At 68.9% G+C, this 18,285-nt stretch carries 16 protein-coding genes and 1 pseudogene; 12 read left to right on the plus strand and 5 right to left on the minus strand.

Translation table 11 applies throughout. From position 1 onward, the window contains the following. The first annotated feature begins 340 nt into the window (after positions 1 to 340). The 7 genes from CU044_RS29805 to CU044_RS29835 all read left to right on the plus strand — a co-directional run bounded on the left by CU044_RS29805 (position 341) and on the right by CU044_RS29835 (position 7,447). Positions 341 to 1,612, plus strand: coding sequence for an extracellular solute-binding protein (locus tag CU044_RS29805; RefSeq protein ID WP_129771857.1), 1,272 nt, complete (start codon positions 341 to 343; stop codon positions 1,610 to 1,612). A 268-nt stretch (positions 1,613 to 1,880) separates the two neighbouring features. After that, the gene (locus tag CU044_RS29810) at positions 1,881 to 2,762 is read left to right on the plus strand and encodes a sugar ABC transporter permease (RefSeq protein ID WP_240045926.1); all 882 of its coding nucleotides are present in this window, start codon (positions 1,881 to 1,883) and stop codon (positions 2,760 to 2,762) included. Next, entirely contained in the window at positions 2,762 to 3,697 is a 936-nt protein-coding gene (locus tag CU044_RS29815; protein ID WP_129771859.1) for a carbohydrate ABC transporter permease, read from the plus strand. Before CU044_RS29810 ends, CU044_RS29815 begins: the two co-directional genes overlap by 1 nt. A gap of 68 nt (positions 3,698 to 3,765) precedes the next feature. Further along, a complete protein-coding gene (locus CU044_RS29820) occupies positions 3,766 to 4,716 on the plus strand; it encodes an SIS domain-containing protein (protein WP_129771860.1) in 951 nt (316 codons plus the stop codon). Continuing rightward, complete coding sequence (locus CU044_RS29825) at positions 4,709 to 5,692, plus strand: ROK family protein (protein ID WP_129771861.1); 984 nt, start codon at positions 4,709 to 4,711, stop codon at positions 5,690 to 5,692. The genes CU044_RS29820 and CU044_RS29825 overlap by 8 nt, the downstream gene beginning before the upstream one ends. Continuing rightward, the gene (locus tag CU044_RS29830) at positions 5,680 to 6,624 is read left to right on the plus strand and encodes a 1-phosphofructokinase family hexose kinase (protein WP_345790162.1); all 945 of its coding nucleotides are present in this window, start codon (positions 5,680 to 5,682) and stop codon (positions 6,622 to 6,624) included. The genes CU044_RS29825 and CU044_RS29830 overlap by 13 nt, the downstream gene beginning before the upstream one ends. Continuing rightward, positions 6,602 to 7,447 carry a class II fructose-bisphosphate aldolase gene (locus CU044_RS29835; RefSeq protein ID WP_129771862.1) on the plus strand — a complete coding sequence of 282 codons (846 nt, stop codon included), beginning with the start codon at positions 6,602 to 6,604 and terminating at the stop codon, positions 7,445 to 7,447. Before CU044_RS29830 ends, CU044_RS29835 begins: the two co-directional genes overlap by 23 nt. 346 nt (positions 7,448 to 7,793) lie before the next feature. On the opposite strand, the gene CU044_RS39815 is transcribed toward CU044_RS29835, so the two are convergent. Further along, positions 7,794 to 8,342, minus strand: coding sequence for a hypothetical protein (locus tag CU044_RS39815; RefSeq protein ID WP_240045928.1), 549 nt, complete (start codon positions 8,340 to 8,342; stop codon positions 7,794 to 7,796). A gap of 70 nt (positions 8,343 to 8,412) precedes the next feature. Between CU044_RS39815 and CU044_RS29845 the strand changes: the two genes are divergently transcribed. Continuing rightward, the gene (locus CU044_RS29845) at positions 8,413 to 8,802 is read left to right on the plus strand and encodes a hypothetical protein (protein WP_129771863.1); all 390 of its coding nucleotides are present in this window, start codon (positions 8,413 to 8,415) and stop codon (positions 8,800 to 8,802) included. 203 nt (positions 8,803 to 9,005) lie between these two features. Then, the gene (locus CU044_RS39105; RefSeq protein ID WP_193564110.1) at positions 9,006 to 9,383 is read left to right on the plus strand and encodes a nuclear transport factor 2 family protein; all 378 of its coding nucleotides are present in this window, start codon (positions 9,006 to 9,008) and stop codon (positions 9,381 to 9,383) included. Positions 9,384 to 9,536: 153 nt separating this feature from the next. Here CU044_RS39105 and CU044_RS39110 read toward each other — a convergent pair. The 4 genes and pseudogenes from CU044_RS39110 to CU044_RS29860 form a co-directional block, all read right to left on the minus strand. Next, positions 9,537 to 10,051, minus strand: a pseudogene (locus CU044_RS39110) (transposase); the annotation flags it as partial. A 238-nt stretch (positions 10,052 to 10,289) separates the two neighbouring features. Continuing rightward, positions 10,290 to 10,478 carry a hypothetical protein gene (locus CU044_RS39820; RefSeq protein ID WP_240045929.1) on the minus strand — a complete coding sequence of 63 codons (189 nt, stop codon included), beginning with the start codon at positions 10,476 to 10,478 and terminating at the stop codon, positions 10,290 to 10,292. Beyond that, a complete protein-coding gene (locus tag CU044_RS39825) occupies positions 10,475 to 10,639 on the minus strand; it encodes a hypothetical protein (protein ID WP_240045930.1) in 165 nt (54 codons plus the stop codon). Before CU044_RS39825 ends, CU044_RS39820 begins: the two co-directional genes overlap by 4 nt. Before the next feature lie 523 nt (positions 10,640 to 11,162). Beyond that, positions 11,163 to 14,228, minus strand: a complete 3,066-nt coding sequence (locus CU044_RS29860) for a LuxR C-terminal-related transcriptional regulator (protein WP_129771864.1) — start codon at positions 14,226 to 14,228, stop codon at positions 11,163 to 11,165. Between the two features lie 136 nt (positions 14,229 to 14,364). Between CU044_RS29860 and CU044_RS29865 the strand changes: the two genes are divergently transcribed. From CU044_RS29865 to CU044_RS29875, 3 genes are all read left to right on the plus strand, one after another. Then, positions 14,365 to 15,003, plus strand: coding sequence for a response regulator transcription factor (locus tag CU044_RS29865; RefSeq protein WP_129771865.1), 639 nt, complete (start codon positions 14,365 to 14,367; stop codon positions 15,001 to 15,003). Between the two features lie 307 nt (positions 15,004 to 15,310). Then, the gene (locus CU044_RS29870) at positions 15,311 to 15,997 is read left to right on the plus strand and encodes a DUF4255 domain-containing protein (protein ID WP_129771887.1); all 687 of its coding nucleotides are present in this window, start codon (positions 15,311 to 15,313) and stop codon (positions 15,995 to 15,997) included. Next, the gene (locus CU044_RS29875; RefSeq protein WP_129771866.1) at positions 15,994 to 18,231 is read left to right on the plus strand and encodes an ATP-binding protein; all 2,238 of its coding nucleotides are present in this window, start codon (positions 15,994 to 15,996) and stop codon (positions 18,229 to 18,231) included. Before CU044_RS29870 ends, CU044_RS29875 begins: the two co-directional genes overlap by 4 nt. Positions 18,232 to 18,285: the final 54 nt, after the last annotated feature.

The raw sequence follows: 18,285 nt of genomic DNA on the forward strand, positions 1-18,285 counted from the left end.
TGCCGAAATAGCCTGCTCTCGACGCATCACACCTCTTGACATGATGACGTTTGCTGCAAGAATTGGCTTTGAAAGCAACAGACTTGCGCATTCATGATCGATGATCGACGTTGGGCCACGTGCCCTCGCTCGCACCTGTGGATCAGGGGCGCATCGCTTGAAGGTGTCGCTCATTGATCGAGCACCTTCGAGCGTCAGGTTTCAGGAACCAACACGCCGAGGCCCGGTCCGGGTGCGGTCAAGACCGCCGTGACCGCCGTCCAAGCGGCATGGTTCGAAAGCCGCTTCCGTCGCGCTCCGCGAGCGCGCACAGGAAGCTGTCTTGAAAGAGGTAACTGTTGTGAACAGGCGGGTGCTCACCCTCGTGGCGGTCTCCACGGTCGGTGCTCTCACACTCACGGCGTGCGGCGGCGGGGGTGACAACGGCGCTTCCGGCGACGGAACCGTCACCCTCAAGGTCGTTGCGGCCGACTATGGCGACAAGGCGACGAACAGCTCCCAGATCTACTGGGGCGATGTGGCCAAGAGATTCGAGGCCGCGAACGCGAAGATCAAGGTCGATGTCCAGATCGTCAACTGGAACGACATCGACAAAAAGGTCAAGACGATGATCCAGAGTGGCAACATGCCGGATGTACTGCAGACCGGTGGCTACGCGGAGAAGGTTGCCGACGACCTTCTCTACCCGGCTCGCGACGTGCTGTCGCCGGCCACGCACGCCAACTTCCTCGACACATTCTCGAATGCCGGGGAGGTCGACGGCGTCCAGTACGGCATCCCCTTTGTGTCCTCGACCCGCGCGTTCTTCTACAACAAGGCGATCTTCGCCAGGGCCGGCATCACCGAGGCCCCGAAGACCTGGGCAGAGGTACAGGCTGACGCCGAGCTCATCAAGGCGAAGGTCCCCGGCATCACTCCCTACGCCCTGCCGCTCGGCCCGGAGGAGGCGCAGGGCGAGAGCATGATGTGGGAACTGGGCAACGGGGGTGGCATCACGGACGCGTCCGGGAAGTACGCCATCAACAGCCGGGCCAACGTGGAGACGTTCAACTGGCTCAAGACCAATCTGGTGGATCCGGGGCTCACATACACCAACCCCGCGACGACGGACCGTAAGACCGCGTTCGCGGACTTCGCCGCCGGCAAGACCGCGATGCTCAACGGGCATCCGTCGCTGATCCAGATGTCGCGGGACGGCAAGATCGACTATGCCGTCGCGCCGATCCCCGGTAAGGCCGGGGCCCTCAAGTCCACCCTGGGCGTGGCCGACTGGATGATGGCCTTCAAGGACAACGGCCACAAGGAGCAGATCAAGAAGCTCCTGGACTTCGTCTACTCCAAGGAGAACATCACCAAGTTCGACGAGACGTACAACCTGATGCCGGTGACCAAGGACAGCCTGCGGGAGATGAATTCCGGCGGGAAGCACAAGGACTTGGAGCCGTTCTTCGCCCTGTTGCCCCAGGCGGCCTTCTATCCGCTGGGTGACACCAGCTGGGACGCCGTCTCGGCCGAGATCAAGAAGACGGTCGGCACCGCCCTTTCCCGCGATCCAGGCGAGGTATTGGGCGACCTTCAGAAGAAGGCGGAGGAAGCCCCCGCCGGAAACTAGGCCCTGTCCGGTCGGTCTTCATGGGCCCGCGACGCCTGGCACGCACTTCGTAGCGTTGTCGGAGTCGCACTGCTCAGGAAGCGCCTGCCCAGGTGCTGTGATGGTTCCGGCACCCGGGCACGGCCGGAGGCCGCGGAGGAGCCTCCTCGCACCGTCCTCCATCAGCACGTCGCTCACCGCGCGGTATCTGCCGCACACACGGAAGGCACAAACCGTGTCTCTCAGTTCTGCCACCACCACATCCCGGGGATCGCGCCCGGAAAGGCCCGTGGGCAGGCGGTCGGGCCTTGCCGCACTCGGTCCGCTGCCCTGGATAGCCCCTGCCGTCCTGCTGATCCTGGGTGTTGTGGTCTGGCCCGTCTACGAGATGGTCCACACATCCTTTCAACGGATCAGCGCCAGCGGATTCGTTCGTGGCTCAGCCGGACTGGACAAGTACCGCGAGCTGTTCGACGAGCCCGGGCTCGGCAAAGTCCTCATCTCCACCGTGGTCTGGACGGTCGGCGTTGTCGGGCTGACAATGCTCCTCTCGCTGGCGCTGGCCCAACTCTTCAACCAGCGGTTCCCGGGGCGGCGGCTCACCCGCTGGGCGCTGATCGCGCCCTGGGCCGCATCCGTGCTGATGACGGCCATCGGCTTCAAGTGGATGCTCAACCAGACCGCGGGGGTCCTGAACACCGCGATGACCGACCTCGGTCTCATCGACAGCCCCAAGGACTGGCTCGGTGACCCCGCCACCGCGTGGCCGTGGATGATGTTCGTCGCGGTCTTCGTGTCGCTTCCCTTCACCACATACACACTGCTCGCCGGTCTCCAGACCGTGCCCGCGGAGGTGTACGAGGCCGCGAAGGTCGACGGCACCAGCACCTGGCAGACCTACCGGCTGATCACCTTGCCGCTGCTGCGCCCGGCCTTCCTGGTCGGCCTGGTCATCAACCTGATCAATGTCTTCAATTCGTTCCCCGTCATCTGGGGCATGACACAGGGTGGCCCGGCCAGCGAGACCGCCACCTCCACCGTGTTCATGTACCAGCTCAAGGACACGGACATCGGTGAGTCCGCGGCCATGTCCGTGGTGAACTTCGCACTCGTCGTCGTGATGGTGCTCGTGTTCCTCAAGGTCAGCCGCTGGAACGAGGAGGAGAGCTGATGGCTCAGCAATCACAGACGATCGGCGGCCTCACTCGCCCATCGGTGACATCGCCGTCTACGGCGGTGCGGAAACCCGCGGCATCCACTGACGGTTCGTCGAACAGCGGTCGAGGTCGCCGTATCAGGCCCCGCACACTCGTCATAGCCGCGACCGCCTGGCTCCTGGCAGCCGTGTTTCTGCTGCCGTATGTGCAGATGGTGATCACGGCTCTGCGTCCGGCGACCGAACTGCGCGACGCCACGTATCTGCCGAGGCAGTTCGCCTGGTCCAACTTCATCGACGTGTGGCGCGAGTCGAGCCTGGGCGCGAACCTCCGCGTCACACTGCTCGTCGCCGGCGGCTCGACACTGCTCGTGCTGCTGGTGGCACTGCCCGCCGCCTACTACACCGCGCGTGTGAAGTTCCGTGGCCGCACGCTCTTTCTGCTCCTGGTCCTGGTCACCCAGATGTTCCAGCCGACCTCGCTGCTGGTCGGTCTGTACCGCGAGTTCTACCAGCTGCAGATGCTCAATTCGGTCTGGACGCTGATCCTCTGCAACGCCGCCTTCAACTTGGCTTTCGCCATCTGGATTCTCACCGCCTACATCGGGTCCATCCCGGTGGAGCTGGAGGAGGCCGCGATGATCGACGGTCTCGGCCGGGTTCGCGCCCTGCTCAAGGTGACGCTGCCGCTGGCCATGCCTGGCGTGGTGACCGCGGTGATCTTCACCTTCATCGCGGCCTGGAACGAGTTCGTCATGGGCCTGACCCTGTCGACCGTTCCCGAGAATCAGCCGCTCACCGTCGGCATCAACAACTTCATCGGCAACTACACCGTCCAGTGGAACTACTTGTTCGCCGGATCGGTCGTCGCCATCGTGCCGGTGGTCGTGCTCTTCGCTGTCATCGAGCGGCATGTCGTCTCGGGGCTCACCGCCGGATCGGTGAAGTAGCGACCACTCCACGCTCCATCCGCATATCCCTCTTCATCCGGCCCACGGTCCCTCGAAGGAGCCGTCGCATGTCGACCACCAGGTCATCTCTCAGCACAGCCGAGATCGCTTCCCAGCCCGTTTGCTGGAGCAGGGCGGTGGAGGCACTTCCCCAGCACACCTCGGCCCTGCCCCGCCCGGGCGAACGGGTCGCGGTCGTGGGCTGCGGCACCTCCTGGTTCATGGCGCAGGCGTACGCCGTCCTGCGCGAGAGTGGAGGCCATGGCGAGACGCACGCCTTCGCGGCCTCCGAATTCCCTGAAGAGCGCGGCTACGACCGGATCCTGGCCATCACGCGCTCCGGGACCACCACCGAGGTGCTGGACCTGCTCGACCGAGTGCGTGGCCTGGCGCTCACCACCGCGATCACCGCTGCCCCCACGACACCGGTGACGAAGGCTGCCGACGCGGTCGTGGTGCTGGACTTCGCCGATGAGGAATCGGTCGTACAGACCCGGTTCGCAACCACCGCGCTGGTCCTGCTGCGGGCCCATTTGGAGTCCGACGGCATGCTTCCGGCCGGTGTGAGAACCGTTGCCGAGGCGGTGGAGGACGCCCGGCGCGCACTCGCCGAGCCGCTGGCGCCCGCGTGGTTGTGCGCCGGTCAGATCACGTTCCTCGGCGCCGGTTGGACATACGGGCTCGCGCTGGAGGCGGCGCTGAAGATGCGCGAGGCCGCCGGCGCGTGGACCGAGGCGTATCCGGCGATGGAGTACCGCCACGGACCGATCAGCGTCGCCGGTCCGGGCCGGCTGGTCTGGGGATTCGGCTCGCTGCCCGCCGGCCTTGTCGACGACATCGAGCAGGCCGGAGGAACTCCGGTCGCCGCATCCCAGGACGCTGCCGGGGACCTCGACCCGCTGGCCGATCTGATCAGGGCTCAGCGCCTCGCGGTCGCGACCGCCGACGCCCGTGGCCTCGACGCGGACCGGCCCCGCAACCTGACCCGTTCCGTCGTGCTCGGGGCCCGTGATGCGTGACAGGTTCGGTCCGGGCGAGTGTGTGGTGGGTCTCGACGTAGGGGGCACCGGAATGAAGGGCGCGCTCCTGGACCGGGATCTGCGGCCGCTGTTCGTGGCACGTCGCCCGACCCCCCGGAGCGACGGACCGGACGTGGTCGTCTCCGAGATCGCCGCCGCGCTGACGTCGCTGGCAAAGGAAGCAGCTGACCAGGACCTCACCGTCCGTGGAGCCGGGGTCGTCGTGCCCGGAATCGTCGACGAGGACACGGCCCGGGCGGTGTGGTCCGGGAACATCGGGTGGCGGGACCTGCCGCTCGCCGAACTGCTCGAATCAGACACGGGGCTCGCGGTGACACTTGGACACGACGTGCGCGCGGGTGGATGTGCCGAGTCCGAGCTCGGAGCCGCTCGTGGCGCGAAGGACGTCTTGTTCGTGGCCATCGGGACCGGCGTCTCCGCCGCCGTGATCTGCGACGGCCGTCCCGTCGTGGCCGGCGGATTCGCGGGGGAGCTGGGCCATCTCGTCGTCGAGCCGGGCGGTTCACTGTGTGTCTGCGGTGTCCGGGGGTGCCTGGAAACCGTGGCTACCGCATCGGCCATCGCCTCGTCGTACACCGCCCGCACCGGCCGTACCGTCAAAGGCGCCAGTGATGTGACCACTCTGCTCGGCGAGGGCGATGCCGAGGCACAGAGAATCTGGGACCGCGCGACCGATGCGCTCGCGACGTCCCTCGTGATGGCCACGACACTGCTCGGCCCCGAGCTGATCGTGCTCGGAGGCGGCCTCGCGGAAGCGGGGGATCTGCTGTTGGAGCCGGTCCGCACTCGACTGGAGGAACGGTTCACGTTCCAGCGGCGCCCCGGTGTCGTACGTGCCGCGCTGGGCGATGCGGCCGGGTGTCTGGGCGCCGGTCTGTATGCCTGGCGAGCGGTGTACGACGCCCCGGGAACCCAGCCGGCCGAATCGGTGGAGGCGACGGTGTGTCCGCTGTGATTCTCACCGTCACCCTCAATACCGCACTGGACGTGACATACGTCGTCGACAGCATGGTGCCCCGGACATCGCACCGGGTCCGCGAGGTGCACGAACGGGCGGGCGGCAAGGGCGTCAATGTCGCCAGGGTACTCAACGCCCTGGGGCATCCCTCGGTCGTCACCGGATTCTGGGGCGGAACCACCGGGTACCGTCTGCGCGAGGAACTGCTCGACGTCGGGCTCACGGACGAACTCGTACCCATCGCAGCCGATTCACGGCGTACCCTCACCGTCGTCTCGCGCGAGGAGGGCGATGCGACCGTCTTCAACGAAGCCGGACAGCTCGTGAGGCCGACCGAGTGGAGCGCCTTCACCCGGCACTACAGAGGGCTGATTCGCGACGCCGACGTGGTCGTGCTCTCCGGAAGTCTTCCGCCGGGGCTGCCGATCAACGCATACGCGGTGCTCATCTCGCTGGCCGCGGCCGCCGGTGTGGCAACGGTGCTCGACACGAGCGGGCCCGCGCTGCGCGCGGCACTTCCAGCGGGGCCTGACGTGATCAAGCCCAATGCTGTCGAACTCGCCGAGATAACAGGCAGGTCGGAGCTGGTGGAGGCGGTTCCCGAGCTGCGGGCGCTGGGCGCCCGTGCCGTGGTGGTGTCCTGTGGCGCAGAGGGACTGTATGCCACCACATCGCGAAGCGGCTGGCGGGCCGCGCCACCGGAGCGGTTGGCCGGCAACCCCACCGGTGCGGGCGACGCCTGTGTCGCCGCGCTCGCACGGGGACTCGCGTCGGGCACGCCATGGCCGGACATGCTGCGTGAGGCTGTGGCGCTCTCGGCGGCCGCGGTCCCCTGCCTCGCCGCCGGCGACTTCGATGCTGATGTCTACCAGCGATTCCGTACAGCAGTGCAAGTGGAGGAAACCGATGACGCTCACATTCACCCATGACATCGTGCACATCGCCAGAAAGAAGGGCGTGGGTGTGGGCGCGTTCAATGTCATACAGATCGAGCACGCCACCGCCATCGTGACCGGTGCCGAAGCCGTCGGACTTCCGGTGATACTTCAGATCAGCGAGAACACGGCCAAGTATCACGGCTCGCTCGAACCGATAGGCATGGCCGCACTCGCTGTCGCACGGGCAGCGGAGGTCCCGGTGGCCGTGCACTTGGACCACGCCGAGTCGGTGCAGCTTGTACGGCACGCGGCCGAACTCGGCTTCACCTCGGTGATGTTCGACGGTGCCAAGCTCCCGTACGAGGAGAACGTCGCTACCACGAGGGACGTCACGGCCTATTGCCACGCGCGCGATGTCCTCGTCGAGGCGGAGCTCGGCGAGATCGGGGGCAAGAACGGTGCGCATGCTCCGGGTGTCCGTACCGACCCGGACGAGGCCCGTGAGTTCGTCGCGGCCACCGGTGTCGACTTCTTGGCCGTGGCGGTGGGCAGTTCCCACGCGATGCTCACGCGGGACGCCGTCCTGGACGTCGATCTCATCAGCGTGCTGCGGGAAGCCGTGAGCGTGCCTCTGGTCCTGCACGGCTCCTCCGGAGTCGATGATGTCGGACTGGTCAGGGCGGCCCGTGCGGGAATGACCAAGATCAATGTCTCCACCCATCTCAACAAGGCGTTCACCCGTGTGATCCGGGAGTGTCTCGCCGAGAACCCGCAGGTCGCCGATCCACGCACATACGTGGGACCCGCTCGCGACGCCGTCGCGGCGGAGGTCGCCCGCCTTCTGAGGGTCTTCGGCGGTGCCGAACTGCACTAGATGATCTATTCCAAGGGGTCAGTGATCGTAGGCGATCAGTGAGTGTAGGACGGTTTGCCCGGCTGCGTCGTTGTGCCAGATCGCGGCGGTCAGCGCGAGGATGCGTTGCATGACGCGGGCTATGACACCTCCGGGTGTGCGCCCTCGGTGCTGTTTCGAGGTCAAGCTGTCCCTTGAAGGTCTCGTTGATCGATTCGATGACCTGTCGCAGCGGCTTGAACAGGGCTGCGCCAGGCCGTTCCCGTTCACCTTTACGGGCAGGCCGCAGCAACTGGACTCCATGCTCCGACAGTTCGCGTTCGGTCGGAGGCGCTCTCGCAGAAGCCCGCATTCGGCTGCCAGGAGGTCAAGGAGGGTCTCGCGTTCGTCGGCCTGGGCCCCGGGTCAGGGCGAAGGCGATGGGCAGGCCCTGAAGGGTGCAGACCAGGTGCAGGCGCAGGCCCCGGAAGAAGCGGCTGTGGCTGGCGCAGTAGCCGTATTCGGCCCAACCTGCCAGGTCGGAGCGTTCGACGGTCTCGCGGGAGCGGCCGCATTCCACCGGGGTGGAGCCCACGACCCGTACGTCGTCGCTCCACACCGAGGTGGTGGTGGCCAGGATCCGGTTGACGCTTCGCATCAGACCGGCGGCCTTGCGCAGCCGCTTGTTGTAGCCGGGCTGCTGGGGCAGGCAGGGGAAGAGGTGGCGCAGGTGGGCACAGGTACGGCGGAGCCATGTGGCCTCGGAGGTGTAGCCGACTATGGCCTGCATCGTGGCGAGGGTGACCAGTTCGGCATCGCTCAGGCGGTGCGTAATACCGACCGGCGGGCGCCACGGCGCCAGGTCGGGATGCTCCTTCAGCATGTCGTCGGTCGTCGCATAGAGTGCTGTCGCGAGGGTGGCCACGTCGTTCGTCACAAAACGATCTTGGGCACCCTCGTTCTCGTCTCCGCAGGCACCCCTTGGACCACACCACCAGGAGGAACCAGTGTCATACCCGCAACTGCTCACTCCCGAGGAGAAGCTCGCCGACGCGAAGAAGCTGTTGAGCCTCCCGCGTATCGTCGTGATCTGCGGCTCCACCCGCTTCATGACCGAGATGAACGAGGCCGATCTGCGGGAGACCCAAGCCGGAAAGATTGTCGTCAAACCGGGCTGTGACATGAAGTCGCCGCACGAACTTTGGTCCGATCCTGTCGAGGCCGAGGCGCTGAAGGTTCGACTCGACGATCTGCACCGGGCGAAGATCCGGCTCGCTGATGAAGTGCTCGTAGTCGGCGACTACATCGGAGACAGCACCCGAGCCGAAATCGCCTATGCCCGGTCGCTGGGCAAGCCCGTGCGGTTCACGCACCCCGAAGTCGCCCCTGACGCCTGACCGCCCGCTGCCACCTCGACAACCAGGGCCGGCAGCCCGCCGCCTGACCGTCTCGCGGTGGCTTCGGCCGCCGCCCACCCCACACCCTCCGCAGGCATCCACTGGAATTGATCGTCTAGTGCTGTGACCGGGATGGTTCACCGTGGTCGGGAGACGGCTCACGGGACGAGCGCGGTCCGCGAGGCAACTGGTATTACTGGTGCATGCAGGAAGAGACCGCGCGATCCGCGATTGACACGTTCATCTCCGCGTTCAACGCCTCGGACGACAGCTATGTGACTGCGCTGCTCTCCCAGGCCCTAACCTCGGACGTGGTCTTCTGGGGACCGTTGGGCCGCAGTGAGGGGATCGAGGCGGTCGAGCGGTTCGTGCTGGACATCCGGCGCCACCCCGCGGGGACCGGCACGATGGTGCGCTGTTCGGCGGTGGACATGCCGGACGAGTGGGCCCGGTACCAGTGGGTCTTCATGACGCCGGATGGAGGCCCCCGCCTGGCGGGAACGGACGTCGTCCATCTGCGGCGGAGCCTCATCGACCAGGTCATCGTCTTCGCGGGGGAGATCGAGTCGTCCGCCTCCTGAGTCGTTCTCCTCTGGCGCCGTCCTTCTCCTGAACCGGCCCCGTTCGGGGCTCCGGGTCTGCCCAGCCGAGATCACCTTCACAACGCTTCGGTCGTCCGCGCTTGGCCACGAGCGGACCGATGATGCGCTGTGGCTGTGCAAGTTCGCGGTTGGTCAGGCTGCGGTGTCGAGGGGGCGTGCGCCCCAACGGGTGCCCTTCTGGCTTCGGATGCGGGCGCGTTCCTTGCGTTCGGCGGCCAGGACGTCGCGGTGGCGGGCGTTGGCGTTGGCGTTGCGCCAGCGTAGATAGGCGTGCAGGGCTCATGTCTGCACGGTGTGGTTGGAGTTGGCGATGGTGAACTGCCTCAGCGGTCCGAAGTGGGCCTCGATGGGGTTGGCCCAAGAGGCGTAGGTCGGGCTGAAGCACAGCTCGACCTTGTGCTTTGTAGCCCAGCGGCGGATGTCGGTGCCTTTGTGGGCGGACAGGTTGTCCAGGATCACGTAGATGGGGGCGCCGTCGGGCCGGGCGTCGCGGATCGACTTGAGCGCGGCCAGGGTGTTCGTGGCACCTTTCTTGCGGCGGTTGACGCCCCACAACATGTCGTCGGTGACCGAGTAGAGCCGTGGAAGTACCGGACTCCATGGGTGCGGTGGTAGGTGGCCGGCACCCGGTCGGAGTGTTTGCGCGCTCGACTTCACCGGCCCGCGCGAGCGTCTGCTGGCGGCGGCCTCCGCCCTCAAGCCGGACGGGCGGCTGGTGTTCTCCACCCTGGCGCCTTACCTCAACGGCGCCCCCGCCCAACCGGACGTCGTGGCCGCCGACGTCCCGGCGAAAACTCCGGAGGGGTGAAACGACCACGATGCGCCGTTGGGTGCTCCAGGAACACGTCTGGGTGAAGGTCCTGGACGAGGCCGGATTCACCGGGATCACCGTTGACGTGCTGCCGTCCACGAGTCCGGGGCCGCGCCCCACGGATTGTCGCGGTTGTCGATGTACTCCAGCAGCAGGGCAGCGACCGGCGCGGGAATGGGTGAGGCCGGCTTCCCAAGTCGTAGAAGCACGGTGTCGCCATCGCTGATCACGTCGTCGACGCTGAGCCGGACGATGCGACTCACGGGTTGTGCTGGAGGAGCACGATGACTCCCGCGACACGCAGCCGCATCGGTATCTCCGTGTCGGTCAGCAGTCGGCCGAGGGCACCGAGGCGCTCATCCTCACTCAGCGCAGCCCGCCGGGAGACCTTCGTCGCGAGGACGACGACCCCGGCAGCAGTCACGACCGCGTCCCCCCGAGGGCGGGAAGTGTGTCCTTTCGGACCCATGCCCTGCCCCGCCATACCTGGTCTCCGCGCCGGTGGTGGCGTATCCAGGCAGAGTCGGTGTTCTCCACGCAGAAGGAATCGCTCCGCGCACGCATGGGACAGGGCCGGGGACCACGGCGTCGAACAGAAGAAGCGCGGGCCCGGCCGCGGGAAGGCGCCGGGGACCGTGCAGCCACTGGGACTTGAGGCGTTGAGACCTGCTCCCCGTCTCCAGCGCCGGCGTCGCACGACTGCCGGAGCCCCAAAGGCGCGGGGTCAAATCCGAACGGGCATTCTTACAGGCCCTGTTGGGTGCTCTCCTCTGCCCGAACGACGCAGTGGCCCTCGCCCGGTCAGGCGCTCCGCGAACCCCTCGCTGAACAGGTGCGTTCTCTACCTCCCATCCAGCTGCCGTATAAGGCCCCCAGCCTTGCCTGCGACAAGATCTACCGACACCTCATGCCTGGCTCGACGGGTAGGGCGGTCGGCCCTGGGTGCGTCAAGTCAGCTTTTTCGTAACGTCGTTCAGCGCGGCCGGGAGATCCCCCCGCCGTCGTATGCCGAGTTTCCGGTAGGTGCTGGTCAGATGGGTTTCCACGGTACGCCGTGCCAGGTGCAGCAGTTCGGAGATCTCGGCGTTCGTCCGGCCGTCGGCGGCCAGCGCGGCGATGCGGCGTTCGCTCGTGGTCAGTGAACTCCGGCCCGTGAGGGCGGTGTTCCTGCGGCGGGCGCCACTGGCGCGCAGGGCCAGTTCCGCGTCGCCCGACAGCCGTACCGCGCCCAGCCGTTCGGCCGTTGTCGCGGCCTCCCTGAGCAGGGGGCGGGCACGGCGAGGCTGCCCGCCCGCCGTGAGCTGGAGGCCGTGGGTGATGAGCGCGGGGATCAGCTCGATGTCGAGCGCGGCGCCGCGCAGGATGCCGACGGCCTCGCCGGTGAGTTCGAGACCCCGTCGGCCGCCGGTGGCCGCGCCCAGGACGCGCAGCGCGCGGCCCCGGACCCGGGGCGTGTCCCATACGGCGGCGTACCGGCTCTCCTCCTCGGCGAGCGCGAGAGCCTCCCGTGGTTCTCCTAGGAGGAGGTGGCATTCGGCGGCGGCCGAGCGCCACGGTGTGACGATGGGGCTCTCCGCGTCACGGCTGAGCTGGAGCCTGCCGCACTCCCGGAAGTCGTCCAGGGCGCCCGCCGGGTCGCCGGCGGACGCGCGCAGCCGACCACGTGCGTAGAGGAACCGGTTCAGTTCGGAAATGTCGTGCGCGTCATCGACCTTGATGCCTGCGATGAGCCGCTCGGCCTCGGCGGGACGGCCGCGCTCGACGAGCGCGATGACGCGCTGGGCCAGGAAGTTGCTCGCACCGGTAGGGGGCGCGTCGCCCCGAGCCCCTGACGTGCCGGCGGTCTCCTCCAGCACCCGCCGGTAATGTCCGCGTGCGGCGGCGGTGTCCACCCGCGCGTTGAGCAGCGTCTGGTGGACGGGATGCAGTGGCGACAGCCGGTGCTCGGTCAGCCCGGTCCTGATGAGTCGCTCGGCGTAGTCCGGCGCGTCGGCCCACTGCGCCACGGCGGCCGCCGTACCCAGCAGATACGGCACCAGCAGCGGATCCTCGGGGGCCGTCAGCAGCTGCCGGATCTGCCGTACGGCAGATCCGGCGGACAGCAGCCCGGCCGCCGACTCGTAACGGATCAGCAGGGCGCACAGGGCCGGACTGATCCATTCCGGAGTGCGCTCGGCGCGCTCGCGCAGCGCGATGTAGGCGGCCCGCCGGATCTCCGGATCGTGGTTGGAGAAGAACGCCAACGCCGCCTGGACCGTACGGGCGAGGACGGGCTCCCCGTCCAACTCACCCAGATCGCGCAGGACATCGAGCGCGGCGTGCGGATTTCCCCCACTGGTCAGGGCGCTGCTCAGGGTGACCGCGGCCAGCACCCGGTCCCGGGGCTCTTCCTGGAGGCGCAGCGCCTCGGCCAGCCGGGGTGTCCCGCCGGTCCGCAGGGTGGTGAACTCCAGTTCGCCGAGTGCGCTGAGTACCGTCGCCCGGTGCTCACGCGGCATCGGTTCGTCCAGCGCCCGGCGCAGATACCGCGCGGCGGCGCCGGTCCGGCCGGCCCTGGACGCTTCGGCCGCCGCGTCGAGGAGCGTCCTGCCGACGGACACCGAACCCCCGGCCGTATCACCGGGCGTGGTACGCAGCAGATGATCGGCCACCGCTTCGGCCCTGTCGCCCCGCCGCTGGCGCAGTTCGGCCGCGCGCAGGTGCAGGGCCTGCCGTTGTGAGCGTGGCCAGCCGTCAAGGACGGCCCCGCGCAGCAGGGGGTGCGCGAAGCGCGGGACGCCGGTGTCGGGGGCGCGGCGCAGCAGCCCGAGCCGGATCATCGCGGTGATCCAGCCGCCGACGCGGTCGGGGTCGGCCCGCGTCAGCTCGGAGAGGAAACAGCCGAAGTCCTCGCCCTGGCCGTGGCCGTGACCGTGGTCCGGCCCGGCTTCGTCGTGCCCCGCGGGCCGCCCCGGCCGGGGGCGGGGTAATCGGGGAGGGGCGGGGGACCCGAACTCTGCCTCCCTTTCCGCCTGTTCCTCCCTCTTCCCGGCGCCGTCCGACTCAGACTCAGACTCCGGTGCCGGTGCCGAGTGCTCCAGCTCCGCGAGCGCGCGCGCCACCATGGTGCTGCCGGGGCCGGCGCTCTCCAGCCACCACGAGACCGCCGCCACGAACGCACCCGGATACAGCTCGGCACAGTTCTCGGGCAGCCGTGGTTCCGGTCCGCCGCCGGCCGCGGCGCCGTCCCGGCCGCCGTACGGGAAGACCGCCCGCAGATCGTCGAGCAGCGCGAGCAGCAGCAGCGGATTGGCGGCGCCCGCCCGTACACAGCCGTCCACCCAGGCGTCGGAGGCGTCCGCGCCCAGGGCGCCGCGTACCAGCTCCTCGGCGGCGGAACGGCTCAGTGGTGTCACCGCGTGCGCCCGCACCACGCCGGGGGACAGTGAGTGCGCGAGGCCCGGTGTCGGCGGAGCGATGTCGTACTGCCCGCGCTCGGTCACCACCATCAGGACCGGCATCCCGGTCAGCCGTCGGGCACCCTCGGTCAGCCAGCGCCGGGAGGCATGGTCGGCGAGGTGCGCGTCGTCCACGGTGACCAGCAGCGGCGACTCGGCCGCGTGCTCGCACAGCAACTGCCACAGGCGGGAAGGGTAGCTGAGGTGGTGCGGGGTCTCAGGGGTGTCGTCGTCGAGGCCGCCGAGACCGGGCGGCGGGTCCAGGAGCTGCCGTACGAGAGCGAGCGGGACGCCGGAGTTCTCGGCGGAGGCATGGGCACGCAGGACCCGCATGCCGCGTTTCACGCCCAGTTCGGCGGCGGCCTCCAGGAGGACGCTGCGGCCCATACCGGTAGGCGCGCGGAACAGAACCAGCCGTCCTGATCCGCCCAGCGCCCGGTCGGCCTCCGCGGCCAGCAGGTCGAGCGCGGCCCCGCGTTCCAGGAGTCCGGCCGAGGCGGGGACCAGGGCCGACGGCGGGGCCGGGACGGGCCGACGGGCCGGCGGCTGACTCGTTGTCGCTGTTATCGCTGTCATGAACACTTGCCGCCAATCTCGTGGTCGGTCTCGTGGTGGGCCACGGTTGTGGTCGTCCTGTCGGCGGAGAAAGGGTGGAAGTGCATGAAAGGCGTGTTCTGTTGGGGCAAGAGACAAGACGCGAGGACGTACAGGCATGGTTCACGGAACCCCGGCCAGAATCCCGGTGGAGATCCTTGCGTCGGACCCGCTCTCTCACGACGGAGCGGTCAGCCAGCTTCGCCGCCACTCCGAGGTCGAGTTGGTCGACGCGGGCGCGGGTCGGCCGGGCACGGTCGCGTTGCTGCTCGCCGAGGTGCTCGACGAACCCACGCTGTCGCGGCTGAGGCGGCTGACCCGCGCGGAAGGCACCAAGGCCGTCCTCGTCACGACTCTGATCCGCGAGGCCGATCTGCTTCAGGTGATCGAGTACGGCGTCGGCGCGATCGTCTGGCGGCGCGAGGCCACCGGCCACCGGCTTCTCCAAGCGGTCCTCGCGGCCTCTCGGGGCGACGGGGATCTGCCGTCGGACCTGCTGGGGCGGCTGATAGCCCAGATCGGTACGTTGCAGCGCGGCGCGACCAGCCTGTCGGGCGGCGCGGCGTCCGGCTTGGCGCCACGCGAGGTCGATGTGCTCCGACTGGTGGCCGAGGGGATGGATACCGGGGAGATCGCAAACAAACTTTCGTACTCCGAACGCACGGTCAAGAACGTCATGCACGGTCTGACGACGCGTCTGCAGCTCCGCAACCGTTCCCATGCCGTGGCCTATGCCTTGCGTGAAGGCTACATCTGATGGTCCGTGCGCCGGGTCAAGGCCCCTGAGGGCAGGCGAAGGGCGACGCGGGGGCAGCAGGGTTGCCCCCTGATCGTCCCCCCGGTGCCTCGCGAGGTGAGCGTCAGGACGACCACGATGGACTCGACCGGGTGCTCTGTGCCGAGGGCGCCGGACGACCGGCGGGACCACGGACGGTTCCGCCGGATGAAGTGACAGGCTGTTACGCGACAGATCGTCGCGTAGCGAGTCGCTGCGTGACGGTCCGTTCGGTGACGAACGGCGAACGGTTCCGTGACGAACGGCGAAAGTGAAGGGCAGCGCGACCGTGATCCACGAGGTGGACGACATCCTGAAAGGGCTGCTCACCCGCGGCGCCTTCGCGGGGTCCGAGGTCGAGGTCACCTTCGACGCCCCGACCCGCGACTGGGCGGCCCGGCGCAACGCCCCGACCATCGACGCGTATCTCTACGACATCCGCGAGGACACCAAGCGGCGCCAGCGCGGCAAGATGTCGCTCCGTGACGAGCAGGGCCTCGTCGTCAAGCAGCACCAGCCGCCGCGCTGGTTCCGGCTCTCGTATCTCGTGACGGCCTGGACCAAGCGTCCGCAGGACGAACACCGGATGCTCTCCGCCGTACTGCACACGCTGCTGCCCAAGGAGATCCTCCCGCAGGAGGACCTGACCGGCACTCTCGCCGGACTGGGGCTCTCCGTCCCGCTGACCGTCGCGGGGGTGCACACCGAGGCGCGCTCGCTCGCGGACGTCTGGTCCGCGCTCGGTGGGGAACTCAAACCCTCGCTCGACGTGGTGATCACCGCGCCCTTCCTCGCTTTCCCCGAGTACAGTGTCGGTCCGCCGGTCACCGAAGGGCTCGGCGTCCAGGTGCGGGCGACGGACAGGCCCGAAGGCAGTCCCACGCGCTACCAGAACGCCGAGATCGTCAACACCGCCAAGGCGGACTTCGCGAAGCAGCACGGAACGACGGGAACGCTTCGGGAGCAGCGCAAGTGAACGACCGCACCTCGCCGTTGCTCGAACGGCTCGCGGGACTGCGCGAGCGGGTGGCCTTCCTGGTCGAGCGGCGCAGCGCCGACGACCCGACAGCCGCCGATCCGATGCGCGGGCTGTATCTGAGTGACGACGCGGTGCGGCGCCTGCTGTACGGGCCTGCGGCGGGTGCGTATCCCGCCGTCCCGGAGGCGTCGGGCGGGCCCGGCGGGCCGGACGGGACCGCGGAGCGGGGCACCGCGCAAGCGCCGAACGAGCGGGAAACCGCGGGTACGGCGTACGGGCCGGGCGGTCCTGACGAGCCCGAAGCGGTCGAGACGCCGGACGACTCCGGCACGTTCGAGCAGCCCGACGACGATCGCCTCCACTGGCTCGCCCACTCGCTGCGTCTCGGCCCGCTCGACACCCAGATCCTGCTGATCGCGCTGGCGCCCGACCTGGACCGCGCCTTCGAGTCGCTGTACGGCTACCTCAATGACGACGTCACCCGTCGCCGGGCGACCGTCGCGCTCGCCCTCGACCTCTGCGGGGTGCCCGTGCACTCCGCCGCCGGACGGTCCCGGTTCCGTCCGGCCGCGAGGCTCCTCGCGTGGGGCCTGATCGAGGTGAACGACCCCGAACGCCCTTTCCTCAGCCGCTCCTTGCGCGTTCCCGACCGGGTCGTGGCGCATCTGCTGGGCGACGACACCCCGGACCCGGCGCTGGACAGGACCGTACGCCCCCTTCCGTACCGGCCCATGGAAACGGACACGACGGGCACGGCGGATGGAGAGGGCGCGGAGGGCGCGGAGGCCATCGGCACCGCGTACGGCGTCGACCCGGTGGTGGGGAGACTGGCCGAGCAGCTGACGGAGCGCCCACTCACGGTCTACCTCCGTGAGCACCGCGCAGGCGACGGGCTCGCCTGCGCCACCGTCGCCCTGGGCGCGGCCGGTATCCCGGCCCTGTACCTCGCACCGGGCGAACACCCGGTGGACCAACGCCCCGACGATTACGCGCCGGTGGAACGTACGGCGGGGGAGCGCCTCCCCTACCGGGAGCTGCTGCGCGAGGCGCGGCTGACGGGGCGCGCCATCGTGGTGACCCCGCTGCCCGAGAAGCCCGATGAGCTGATCCGGGCGCTCGCCGTGAGCGACGTACCCGTGGTGTTCGCGGACCCGCGCCCGTACGACCCGCAGTGGTACGACGGCGGGCGCGACCCGATCGTGCTGGAGGCGCCCCGGCAGCGTGCCGGTGACCTCGACGCCTGGCGGGCGGCGCTCGGTCCCGGCGAGCCGGATTTCGACCTCGCGCCGGTCGTCGCCGCTTACCGGCTCGGACCCGGCGGTATCGACCGCGCGTCCCGTGCGGCACTGGACCTCGCCGCGTTCGACGGTACGGAACTGTCCGCAACGCATCTGCGGCTCGCGGCCCGGCAGCAGTCCGCGTCGGGCCTCGAACGCCACGCCCGCCACATCCGGCCCGACGTCGGCTGGAACGACCTCGTCCTGCCCCACCGCCCGCTGGCACAACTGCGGGAACTGGTCCTGCGCGCCCGGCACCGCGACCGGGTGCTCGGCGACTGGAGGCTGAGCGCGGGAGGCGGGCGCGGGCGGGGCGTGGTGGGGCTGTTCGCGGGCGACTCCGGGACCGGGAAGACGCTCTCCGCCGAGGTGGTCGCGGGTGAACTCGGCCTCGATCTCTACGTCGTGCAGCTGCCGTCCATCGTGGACAAGTACGTCGGCGAGACGGAGAAGAACCTGGAGCGGATCTTCACCGAGGCCGACCGTACGGACGCGGTGCTGCTCTTCGACGAGGCGGACGCCGTATTCGGCAAGCGCTCCGAGGTCAGCAGCTCCAACGACCGCCACGCGAACATGGAGAGCGCCTATCTCCTCCAGCGCCTGGAGTCGTTCGACGGCATCGCCCTGCTCACCACCAACCTGCGCTCCAACATCGACGACGCCTTCACGCGCCGGCTGGACCTCGTGGTCGACTTCCCCTTCCCCGACGAGGTACAGCGCCTGGCGCTCTGGCGGCACAGCCTGGCCCATGTCCCGTGCGCCGACGACATCGATCCGGCGTCCTGTGCGCGGGAGTTCGAGCTGGCGGGCGGCTCCATCCGCAGCGCGGTCGTGACGGCCGCGTACGCGGCGGCGGGCCGGGGTGACGGTGTGTCGACGGCGGACCTGCTGGCGGGCGCCCAGCGGGAATACCGCAAGTCGGGCCGACTGGTCCTGGACGACGCGACCTGGTAGACCGGTCGCCCTGCGGGCCGTGGCCGCCGGACACGTTCTGTCCGGCGGCCACGG

The organism is Streptomyces sp. L-9-10 (genome assembly GCF_004151105.1).
Lineage (GTDB): Bacteria > Actinomycetota > Actinomycetes > Streptomycetales > Streptomycetaceae > Streptomyces.

What these genes read in the sequence shown, in the direction of transcription:
- CU044_RS29815 (WP_129771859.1), top strand. Translation starts at nt 2,762, where the DNA reads ATGGCTCAGCAATCACAGACGATCGGCGGCCTCACTCGCCCATCGGTG.
- CU044_RS29820 (WP_129771860.1), top strand. Translation starts at nt 3,766, where the DNA reads ATGTCGACCACCAGGTCATCTCTCAGCACAGCCGAGATCGCTTCCCAG.
- CU044_RS29825 (WP_129771861.1), top strand. Translation starts at nt 4,709, where the DNA reads ATGCGTGACAGGTTCGGTCCGGGCGAGTGTGTGGTGGGTCTCGACGTA.
- CU044_RS29835 (WP_129771862.1), top strand. Translation starts at nt 6,602, where the DNA reads ATGACGCTCACATTCACCCATGACATCGTGCACATCGCCAGAAAGAAG.
- CU044_RS39105 (WP_193564110.1), top strand. Translation starts at nt 9,006, where the DNA reads ATGCAGGAAGAGACCGCGCGATCCGCGATTGACACGTTCATCTCCGCG.
- CU044_RS29860 (WP_129771864.1), bottom strand. Translation starts at nt 14,228, where the DNA reads ATGACAGCGATAACAGCGACAACGAGTCAGCCGCCGGCCCGTCGGCCC.
- CU044_RS29865 (WP_129771865.1), top strand. Translation starts at nt 14,365, where the DNA reads ATGGTTCACGGAACCCCGGCCAGAATCCCGGTGGAGATCCTTGCGTCG.